6 protein-coding genes and 1 tRNA gene are annotated in these 10,591 nt (G+C 34.6%); 5 read left to right on the top strand and 2 right to left on the bottom strand.

The window, feature by feature from the left end:
- Window positions 1-177: 177 nt before the first annotated feature.
- A tRNA-His gene (locus I6F65_RS13505) sits at window positions 178-253 on the bottom strand.
- Between the two features lie 284 nt (window positions 254-537).
- On the opposite strand from I6F65_RS13505, the gene I6F65_RS13500 reads away from it, so the two are divergent.
- Window positions 538-1,356 carry a mechanosensitive ion channel family protein gene (locus I6F65_RS13500; protein ID WP_166111913.1) on the top strand — a complete coding sequence of 273 codons (819 nt, stop codon included), beginning with the start codon at window positions 538-540 and terminating at the stop codon, window positions 1,354-1,356.
- 189 nt (window positions 1,357-1,545) lie between these two features.
- Window positions 1,546-2,328, top strand: coding sequence for a YdiY family protein (locus I6F65_RS13495; protein WP_166111916.1), 783 nt, complete (start codon window positions 1,546-1,548; stop codon window positions 2,326-2,328).
- Window positions 2,329-2,487: 159 nt separating this feature from the next.
- Here the strand turns inward: I6F65_RS13495 and I6F65_RS13490 are convergent, their stop codons facing one another.
- Window positions 2,488-4,407, bottom strand: coding sequence for an acyltransferase family protein (locus tag I6F65_RS13490; protein WP_166111919.1), 1,920 nt, complete (start codon window positions 4,405-4,407; stop codon window positions 2,488-2,490).
- A gap of 634 nt (window positions 4,408-5,041) precedes the next feature.
- Between I6F65_RS13490 and I6F65_RS13485 the strand changes: the two genes are divergently transcribed.
- The 3 genes from I6F65_RS13485 to I6F65_RS13475 all read left to right on the top strand — a co-directional run bounded on the left by I6F65_RS13485 (window position 5,042) and on the right by I6F65_RS13475 (window position 10,495).
- Window positions 5,042-7,657, top strand: coding sequence for an SLBB domain-containing protein (locus I6F65_RS13485; RefSeq protein WP_166112054.1), 2,616 nt, complete (start codon window positions 5,042-5,044; stop codon window positions 7,655-7,657).
- A 272-nt stretch (window positions 7,658-7,929) separates the two neighbouring features.
- Window positions 7,930-9,702, top strand: a complete 1,773-nt coding sequence (locus I6F65_RS13480) for a hypothetical protein (protein WP_166111921.1) — start codon at window positions 7,930-7,932, stop codon at window positions 9,700-9,702.
- Window positions 9,703-9,778: 76 nt separating this feature from the next.
- Window positions 9,779-10,495: a thioredoxin domain-containing protein gene (locus tag I6F65_RS13475; protein ID WP_166111924.1), complete on the top strand. Its 717-nt coding sequence runs from the start codon at window positions 9,779-9,781 to the stop codon at window positions 10,493-10,495.
- Window positions 10,496-10,591 lie beyond the last annotated feature (96 nt).

Below are 10,591 nucleotides of genomic sequence, written 5' to 3'. Positions count from 1 at the left end.
AAAGGCTGAAACCAGTTTTAGTAAAGGTATGCCAGCAAAGCAGAAGAAAGCGATGCGCAGTACAGCTTATCTTGAAAGGTATTGAATTTATAGTGTTTTTTCATGCTCTTGCCCTGGGAGGTACTACTGAATATTTTTAAAACGGGGAAAAGAGTTTTTACTTTAAAAGTAAAAAATTGGGGCGATTGACGGGGCTTGAACCCGCGACAACCGGAATCACAATCCGGGGCTCTACCAACTGAGCTACAACCGCCACAACACACCTTTGTTGGTGTGGCGCGCATAATACATAAAATAATAAATTTTGTGAAGCCCTAAAGTAAAAAAAAGCAAAAAAAATAAATGAATGAATATTTATTACCTAAAATAGTTAAAGTTTTATAAATGTTCGCTAATATATAACGACACATAAATGTATCTAAAAAACAGAAAGATGTTTCATTTTATAGTATTAATTCACTATTTAATGAGAATTAATTGTAAATTAATGTATAATCGTTGCAGAAAAAACGCTTAATATAAACATTTGGAGTAAATATGGATTCAGTACTTAATTGGCTTAACGATAACTCAGGCCTAATTTTACATTACGGTATTCAAGCTGTGATTGCGCTTGTTATCTTTCTGCTTGGTAGTCGTATTGCTAAGTTTTGTTCTGGTTTAACTGAAAAAGGCTTCGCTAAAAAGAAAGTAGATAAAGCTGTTGGTTCATTTGTTTCAAGTATTGTGTACACACTTGTGTTTGCTGTAACTATTTTAATGGCACTTTCGCAAATCGGTATCGAAACTACATCATTCATTGCTATTTTAGGTGCTGCAGGTTTAGCTGTTGGTTTAGCATTACAAGGTTCACTTTCTAACTTTGCATCTGGTGTGTTAATTATATTACTTCGCCCTTTCAAATCAGGTGAATTTGTTGAAGCAGGCGGCAAAATGGGCACAGTTAAGAAAATCGAAATTTTCTCAACAGAGCTTCGTACTCCAGACAACAAAGTAATTATCGTACCAAACTCTCAAATAATGTCGGGTGCTATTACTAACTTCTCACGAGAGTCTACTCGTCGTATCGACTTAGTAATTGGTGTTGGCTACGATGCCGATTTACGCCAAGCTAAAGATGTTCTTAAATCTGTATTAGATGCAGAATCACGTTTACTTAAAGACCCAGCTTATACTGTTGCAGTAAATGAGCTAGGCGATTCAAGCGTAAACTTTGTTGTGCGCCCTTGGGTTAACTCAGCTGATTACTGGCCTACATACTGGTCTTTAATGGAAAATATTAAGATTGCATTAGACGATGCAAATATTACAATACCATTTCCGCAAATGGATGTTCATTTTCACAAGCAAGACTAATTTTTTAAATACCTATTAAATTAAGGTTTTACTTAATTATTGTAATAACAAAGCAGCTCATACTTGGCGAATTTGATATGTAGTATTTTTACATGAAAATTATTAACGTCATTTATGAGCTGTTTTGCTTGCTCTAACAGGTAACGGTTTAATAAAATAGATATACATTTATTCAAAGGTTATTTTTTAATGAAATTAAAGCTTTTATCAATTTTAGTTGCAGCGTCAGTTACAACTAACGCATTCGCAGAAGACGCAAAACAAAGAACCTGGGAAGTTACTAGTGAACTAGGTGCAATTATTACCAGTGGTAATACTGAAACAACCACGCTTAAAGGTGGCATTAAAGTACAGCACAACCTTGAAAACTGGAATAATGAATACAAAATAGACGGCATCTACAAAGAAGATGAAGTTGAAGATGATGATGGTAATAAAGATAAACAGCGTACAAACGAAAAGTACTCTATTTCAGCACAAGGTAACTACAAATTAAATGATGATTACTCTCATTTATTTATTTATGGTTCACATGTGTCAGATTACTTTGGTGCGTATAGAAGTGAGTCTGTAATTTCAGCCGGTTACGGTATGCGTTTATTGAACGAACAAAACATGTGGCTAAATGCTGAAGTTGGTCCTGGTTATAAATACTTTGAATACCCAAATGATAGCTCTGAAGTTGACGACAACGGCAACTCACTTGCTGGCGAATACGAAGGTGAAGTAATTGCATTAGGTAAATTAGATTACAACTGGCAGATTTCTGATAATGCACGTTTTACTCAGCTAGTAGCTGTTGAATACGGTGATACAAACACTAAAACGCGTTCAGAAACCGCATTACTTGCAAAAATTAATGGCTCTTTACAAATGAAAGTTGCTTTTAATATCACTAACAACTCAGATGTTGCTGATGATAAAGAAAGTACTGATACTGAAACGTCATTTACATTAGTTTATAGTTTTTAATTAACTTTATAAAACTTAATAAAAAGGGACGAAAGTCCCTTTTTTATTAATTTAAGAATAATGAATTTATTAAAAAAAATTAGCAACTACTTTAAATTGAATTACTTAAATTTACGATTTAATTATACTGCCTCTATTTTTAAATAGTTAATGGAAAAATTATTTAGAAGCCATTTCCTCTAACAATATTTTTTTAATTTTAGAGCTAATAACTGTTTGGGCGATGTACATTGACCCTTCAAGTGATAAATGACCGTAATCCCAAATTAAAGGTGTGTTTTTATCATCTATCTTAGCTAGGCATTTGTTATTGTCGTTGCATAAAGCATCAATAATAGATATATAGTTTATTTTACTATCGCTATAACGCTCTTTAAGGATTGAATTAATTGATAGTGTTTCTTCTACAAAATATACATCTTTAATGTAGCGTTCGCTGGGGTTAAAGTGCCTTTTAACTATAGCTTTAGGCAAAGATGGTCTCCACTGTGGTACTGGACCAATTAAAAGTATTGATGCATTTATGTTATTACTATCTAAGTAATTTTTAATTTCAAAGTAGTTATTTTTATCATGTTCTAATTTTTGCGCTAAAATTATAATTTTAGGTTTTATTTGTAAGATAGCATTTTTAGCTTTTGTATTTGATTTATCACAAGCAATTTTAAACTCACTTTTAGTGAGTATATCCTCTTTAACTAAGGGGCGGCAGCCTGATGTTGCAACTTGGTTAAATACAGTTTCAGTAAAAGTCGATCTTAATCCATACGATAAAGCTTGAGCGTGTGAGTCTCCCCATAGAAAAATACCGCCTTCACCATTATTTATACAAGAATCAGGAATATCATTTATTTTAGCTTTATTGCCGTCAAAGAAATTGCATTCTTGCTTATATTCAATATTTACATATTTAGATACATAATTTTCTTTTTGATATTTCTTCAAATATAAAGCATCTGGAGAGTTTGCAGCTGCTCTAAACTTCCAATTTACTCCATTAGAGATAAATATAATTATCGAAGAAAAACTAATTACTAACACGTAATGCAAAGGTTTAAATTTAAGAAGATTAATGAAGGTTATTTTTTCTATTTTATGTAATTTGATACATTCAATATATTTATATGATAACCATCCAAGTAATACTGATAATATAATATAGATAATAGGGGAGTGATTACCTCCACTACTTTCGTAATAGTAAACTGTAAGTGGCCAGTGCCATAAATAGATGGAATATGACCAGTAACCTAATTTTTGAAATACTATGTTACTAGTTAGAAGACTGTCATTTTGGTTAGCTTGAAGGATTAAAAAAGCACCGAAGCAAGGTATTAAAGCTAGGTATCCTGGCCATATATTTTCCTTACTTATGAATATATAAGATCCTAAAATTAAAAAAAAACCAAGCCATTGTGTCATTTTTTTACGATTACTACTAATATCTAAAGGGTATAAATAAGCAATTCCTCCTAGCATCATTTCCCAAGCTCTAGAGGGTAAAAAATAATATGCAAAATTAGGTGACGAATATGTAATATAAACGCAATAAATAAACCCTAAAATGGTTCCAATTAAAAGAACAATTTTTATTCTTTTTACAGACATTATTTTTTGCATTACAACCAGCAATACCGGATATATAAGGTAAAACTGCCATTCAACTGATAACGACCAAGTGTGTAGTAGCCATTTTTCATGTGAAATGGCATCGAAATATCCAGACTCTCTCCAATAAGCAATATTTGAGATGAATCCAATGCTACTACCAGCGTGTTTACCTAATAATTGAAACTCAGAAGGGATTAAAAAAAACCAACCAAAAACTAATAATACAAAGCAAAGTGCAGCTAGAGCTGGAATGATTCTGCTTGCTCTCGCAAGATAAAAACTAATTATTGAAAAACGCTCTCTCTCAAATCCCCTTATGATGATACTGGTCATCAAAAAGCCTGAGATTACAAAAAAAACATCGACACCTGCAAATCCTCCAGGCATCCAAGATGCATTAAAATGAAAGAGTACAACAGCAATTACTGCAATAGCTCTAAGCCCGTTAATATCTTTCCTAAAATTCATAAAACTGATGCACCTCCATGTAAATATTTGCCGATTATATAAGTAAGATCAAAGCTAAAGCAAAATAACATTACCTTATATGCTTAAAAACTTAAATTAATAGGAATTTAGATAAGTAAATTAGGGAGTGTTAACTTTTGTACTAAAACTTTCCAATTTGAGGTGATTTAGTTATGAGTTGATCTCTATAGTTAGGCGGGCTAGGTAGTGAATCCAAAGCTACTATAACGTCTTTAAAAATAGAGTAAAGCTAGCGCATACGTATTTTTTGTTGGTAATAAAAGTAAATCGACTTAGGGAATACTTAATAGGATACACCTTGCATTTGGTTGCTTACTGTTCATATTCGATAGTCAAACTGTACAAGATTAACTTAGTCTAAACATAAAAACACGTATCATAATGAGATAGTGTAACTAAATAAAAGCAACCTTACATGATGCGACAAGGGAATTTTTAAAATTACTTATTTTAAAAATTACACACTTTAGTCTTTATGGCTCGGAGCTTCTATTTAAAAGTAAATAATGTATTATAGCGGGAAATTTTGGTTCTTGATTTAGGGATATACTTACCAGTGAATGTTTTTAAACGATGTTTTAGTTTTTTATTATTACTTTCTAGTTTCCATTTAATGGCTTTTACGCCTACGGCGGCACAGCTAGAAAAGTTTAAGAAACTACCAAAAGCTCAACAAGAGGCACTTGCCGAGCAATATGGTGTAGATGTATCGACGATCGCAGGTACTAATAAATCGGAAACTCAAAGTAGTTTAGAAAACCAGCCAACAATAGGTCAACGGTCGGAACAAAAAGAAGAAGAATTAACCGACGAGGATCGTTTTAAACCTCAAATTGAAGAGGTCAAACCTTACGGATATAACTTGTTTGCGGGTGAGCCAACAACTTTTATGCCTAGTGAAAACGCCGCTGTACCTGATACCTACCTAATGGGGCGGGGAGATCAATTAACTATTAATTTCTACGGTAAAGAGAGTAATAGCTTTGATGTAACGGTAGATCGCGAAGGACGAATTAGTATCCCAAATCTAAGCCCTGTCGATGTAGCCGGATTAAATTTTTCTGAGGTTAAAGAGTTAATTAAAGCTAAAGTTGAGCAAGAAATTATAGGTGTCAAAGCTTTTGTTTCACTTGGACAGCTGCGTAGTATGCGAATTTTAGTTTTAGGAGAAGCATATAAACCAGGAAGTTATAGCGTATCTCCTTTAACAACTATTTCTCATGCTTTATTTGTAAGTGGTGGTGTATCAGACATTGCTTCATTAAGAAATATCCAAGTTAAAAGAGCGGGTAAAGTTGTCGTTAATTTTGATCTTTACGATTTACTTATTAATGGTGATAGTAGTAAAGATATTGTATTACAGCCGGCTGATGTTGTTTTTATACCAGCTGTAGGCGCACAGGTTACAGTTGAAGGGTTGGTAAAACGCCCTGCTATATTTGAGCTTAAAAAAGGCGAAACAGCTAAAGATTTATTACATATGGCAGGAGGATTAAAACCTGATGCCTATGCTCAAAGCGTATTCGTTGAGCGCTTTAGTCACCAGCGCAAAGAGATATTATCGATTGATTTTTCAAAAAATAATATAAGCTATATCCCTCAAGCAGGTGATAAAATTCGCTTTAACCCAATAAGCTTACAATATAAAAATTCTATTAGCCTTATTGGCGCTGTAGCTAGACCTGGCAATTACCAATGGTATAAAGGGAAACGTATTTCTGATGTACTTAAATCGGTTAGAGGTGATTTACTACCCCAGGCTGATTTAAGTTATGGCTTAGTCGTTCGAGAAGTAAATATAAATGGTGATATCGACATTTATCAATTTGATGTAGCGCAGGCGATTATAAAAAATGACGATAACGATTTTGAACTTCAAGCAAATGACAAAATCATGGTTTTTAGTCGCTTCGAAGAAAAAGAAGCAGAGCTAGTTGCACTTGAGAATATGGCTTTAAGTCAAAAGCAACAGCAAGAGCAATTAAAAGCAAAGCAATGGCATGAGTTTGAGAAAAAAGAGTTTGAAAAATATATTGGCATAAATGAAAAAGGCGAAGAATTAGTTCTAGATGATAATAAAATACTAACTATTGCCGAGTTTTCAAAGCGTAAAGCGGAAGAGGACCAAGAACTTAAGCCTGAAGATTATGCACTATTCAGTCGTCATAACTTACTCGAACCAATTATAGCGAAGTTAAAACAGCAAGCCTCATTTAATAACTCTATGCAATTAGTCGAGATAGCTGGGACTGTAACTTATCCTGGTATATATCCATTAATGATTGGCGGAAAAGTAAGTGACTTGATTTCTGCGTCAGGAGGTCTTTTAGAATCAGCCTATATTAAGCAGGCTGAAATAACACGTGTAGTTAGCTCCGATACATCAAAAATAGAACATATCAAATTTGATTTAGAAAGTGTTTTTAATGGAAATGCAGAAAATAATATAACTTTACGTAGTAAAGACAGTGTTAATATTTTTGCAATACCTAACTGGCAAGAAAATGTAAAAGTAGAATTAAAAGGTGAACTAAGGTTTCCTGGTACTTATACAATTCGCAGAGGTGAAACGTTAAATGATTTACTAAAACGTGCAGGTGGTTTCTCACAATTTGCAGAGCAAAAAGCAGCGGTATTCACACGTAAATCAATAAAGCAGCAAGAAGAAGAACAACTAGCGCGCTTATCATCAGAATTACGTAGAGATATAGCATCAAAGAGCTTTCAAAACTCAGAGTCAGGAAGTTCATTATCTTACGACGATATGACCAAGCTATTAAGTGATATAGCAAGTGTAAAAGCAGTCGGGCGGCTTGTGATTGATTTGCCATTAATAGTGAATAATCAACAAAATTTAGTGCTTCAAAATGGCGATCAGCTTTTCGTGCCGAGTAAGCGTGACTCGATTAGTGTTATTGGTGAGGTTAATTATTCTACTTCTCACTTATTTAAAAATGGAATTGATATTGAAGATTACATTAATCAAAGTGGGGGAATGAAATCTCGAGCTGCAGAAGATCGTATTTATGTAATAAAGGCGAATGGCTCAGTAAAAATTCCTAATAAAGGTAATTGGTTTGCAGCTAGTGAGTCAGAGCTGCTGGAGCCTGGCGATACAATAGTGGTGCCTTTAGACGCCGAACACATGGATAAATTAACCCTTTGGAGTAAGGCAACTCAAGTGTTATACCAACTAGGTGTTGCGGTTGCTGCATTAAGTGCTTTGTAAAAAAAGTTAATGCTTTAAGTTTAATTAAAATCAATAGGTTATTCCTTTTTTTAGCTTTTTATTTGAACGAAATGTGTATTTTTTTTAATAAAACCTTGAATTAATGTGGTTAAGTTATCATAATTGCCCCACCTCGAACTGATACTTCATTTGAGGAGTATTGGAAGAGTTTAAGAATATTAGTTTTCGTTGTTTAATTTAAAACAACGAAAATAAATTTTAAAACTGAACTGTACCCATCGGGTACTAATTAAATGGTCAAGGAGATAAAAATGAAGCGCTTTTCAAAAATCGCTCTAATCCCTGCAGCAGTAACAGCTGTTTTAGCAGGTAATGTATACGCTGGTACGGAAGCATGTTTTGAAGTTTACAAAAATGCTGATAACACTGGTGTTTCTGCATTTGACACTAAGTACACTGGCGCAGCTTGTGTAACACCGCGTACAACTGCTGGTGGAGCAACTTTAGAAACTCTTAATGAAACAAGCATTGCTTATGAATTAACTGGTAACCTTAGCATTGATTTCGATGATATCGAAGGCGATGGTACTTTTGGTGATCAGCAAATCATCTACATCCCAACTACCGATATCCCAGGTGGTTCTAAAATTGAATTTGAAATTACTGGTGCTCTTTTTGACGGTAATGCAAACCAAGTTCATTTAGTTAAATTAAATGACGACGGCGATATTGAAGCTATCGGTTCTTCAGATGGTACAGTTGATGGTACTAACGTTATCACTATCATTACAAAAGATAATGTTGTTGGCGCTGGTACTCGTCTAGCTTTCTCTCGTGTAGCTACAGGTAACGAGTTTGCTGTTGATCCAATTGGTATCAAAATTGCTAACGAAGAATGTACTACTGCAACTACATCTAAATCAGTAAGCATCAGAGCTACTGAAGCTATCTCAGATGGTGGTACTGGTTTCAGTATTCAAGGTGGTGTATCTTCATTCGTTAAGATCGCAGATATTTCTCCACAGTTTTATGCTTTCCAAGACGGTACAACAGCTGTTGGTGATGTAAACGCAGAAAGCAGCAATGCTGCTGGTCAAGCTGTTACAGCACGTACAGAGTTTGTTTTTGATGCTGATGCTTCTAAACAACTTGTTGTTAGAAAAAATCAAGTAATTTACAAAACTGCTTTCTACGACCGTGGTGCTACTCTAGACCGTAACATCGTATTAACTGTTTCTGATAAACTAGAAACTTCATTTGTTGCTTCAGTAATGCCTGGTACTACTGTAGATATGGGTCTTTTCAACTCTCGTACAGCTGCTACAGGTGTATTAGCAACTCAAGAGCCAGTTGAAATTGGTACTACTTGGGGTGACTTTGGTTTAACTAAAGCAACTGCTCCAGTATACGAAACGTATGCACTTGACGTATTCACTCCTGAAGCAACTGGTGGTGATGTTGAAACAAACGCTAAAACTTCTACTAGTAACTTATTTGGTGCTGATTACAACCAAATGTTTTACGCGGTAACTAATACTTCAGCTACTGGTATCATGAACTTTAACTACGATGTTAATACTCATTATACTTTAGACTTTGGTAACGCAGATTACATCGACCATTGTGAGCTTAGCAAAGTATCTCATGAAGTTGGCGTTAACGGTGCTGTACTTAAAGTTCCTTACGTTGTAAACGGCGAAGGTAACTTTGTACGTGTAACTAACGAACATGATGAGTCTGCAGAAGTTACTGTTGATGTATTCGGTGAGTCTGCTAATGGTAATACTAACAACCGTAAAGTAACTGCTGTTAAACTTGGTACTGTTGCTGCTAAGTCTTCTGTTGTTTACTTTGTACCTAAGCTTATTGAAGAAGCTGTAGCTCAAAAAGGCTACACTGGCGCAGACGGTGGTTACTCTGAAGGTGCTTTAGGCGCTAACACTACTTCAAACAGTAAACGTCATTCATTGACTTTCACTGTAACTGCACCACGTGACCTTGTTCACGGTGTAGCTGTACAACGTGTAGCCGGTGCTTCTGACCGTGTAATGCCTGTACTTGACCAAAATGAGTGGAGCCAATAATTAACAACTAGTTAATTATTAGCCGATAAACCCTCGCTTTTGCGGGGGTTTTTTTTGTTGAAAATAAGGAATATTAATGAATAAACTATTATTACTTTGTTTTGTCGCTATTTTATCTGGTTGTCAATCGGTACAAAACAACGAAAACACAGAACTTAAACAAGAGCTTGCACAATTAAAAGAAGTTCAAAGACAAATTGCCGTTAAAGTTGGATTAGGTTCGCTAGTTCGTCCAGAAAAAATTGAATTGTCATCAGATGCTGTATTTATTGGCTCTAAAGATGCTGAAATTGTAATGATAGAGTTTACCGACTTACATTGCCCATACTGCAAAAAGTTTCAACAAACCGTATGGCCTGATTTTAAGGCTAAGTTTGTTGATACTAACCAAGTTGCTGTTTCTGCAAGGGAATTACCATTAGCTAGTTTGCATCCCAAAGCACCTTACGCAGCTGTTACACTTCGCTGTGCCTATAATCAAGGGCAGTACGAAGGTGTAAAAAATCGTTTATTTGAACTTGGTAACTCAATGGAGCAAAACTCATTAGCTGAGATAATTAACGATTTTGAGCTAGACGAAGAGCAATTTAGCGCATGTTTAACCGATACCGGTATTCATAATATTATTACGCATTCTTTACAAGATGCTGCTGAACTAGGTTTAACTTCTACACCAACTTTTATCATTGGTAAAAAGGAAGGTAACTCTATTGTAAATTACGAACTTATTTCTGGTTCTGGTAGTTTAGAAAAATTTGAATCAGCAATCGACAAGGTACGTCAATCTAAATAGTTTATGTAGTTACATTACTGCGTGGCTATGATAAATTTGGGAGCTGAATTTAAAGCTCCCTTTTTATTCGTATTATTAGTAACACTTCATGGATTT

Origin of the sequence: Pseudoalteromonas sp. SWXJZ94C, from assembly GCF_015864385.1 — a bacterium.
Lineage (GTDB): Bacteria > Pseudomonadota > Gammaproteobacteria > Enterobacterales > Alteromonadaceae > Pseudoalteromonas.
Note: the sequence above shows the minus strand (reverse complement) of the source record. Positions and strands in the feature narration are given on the sequence as shown.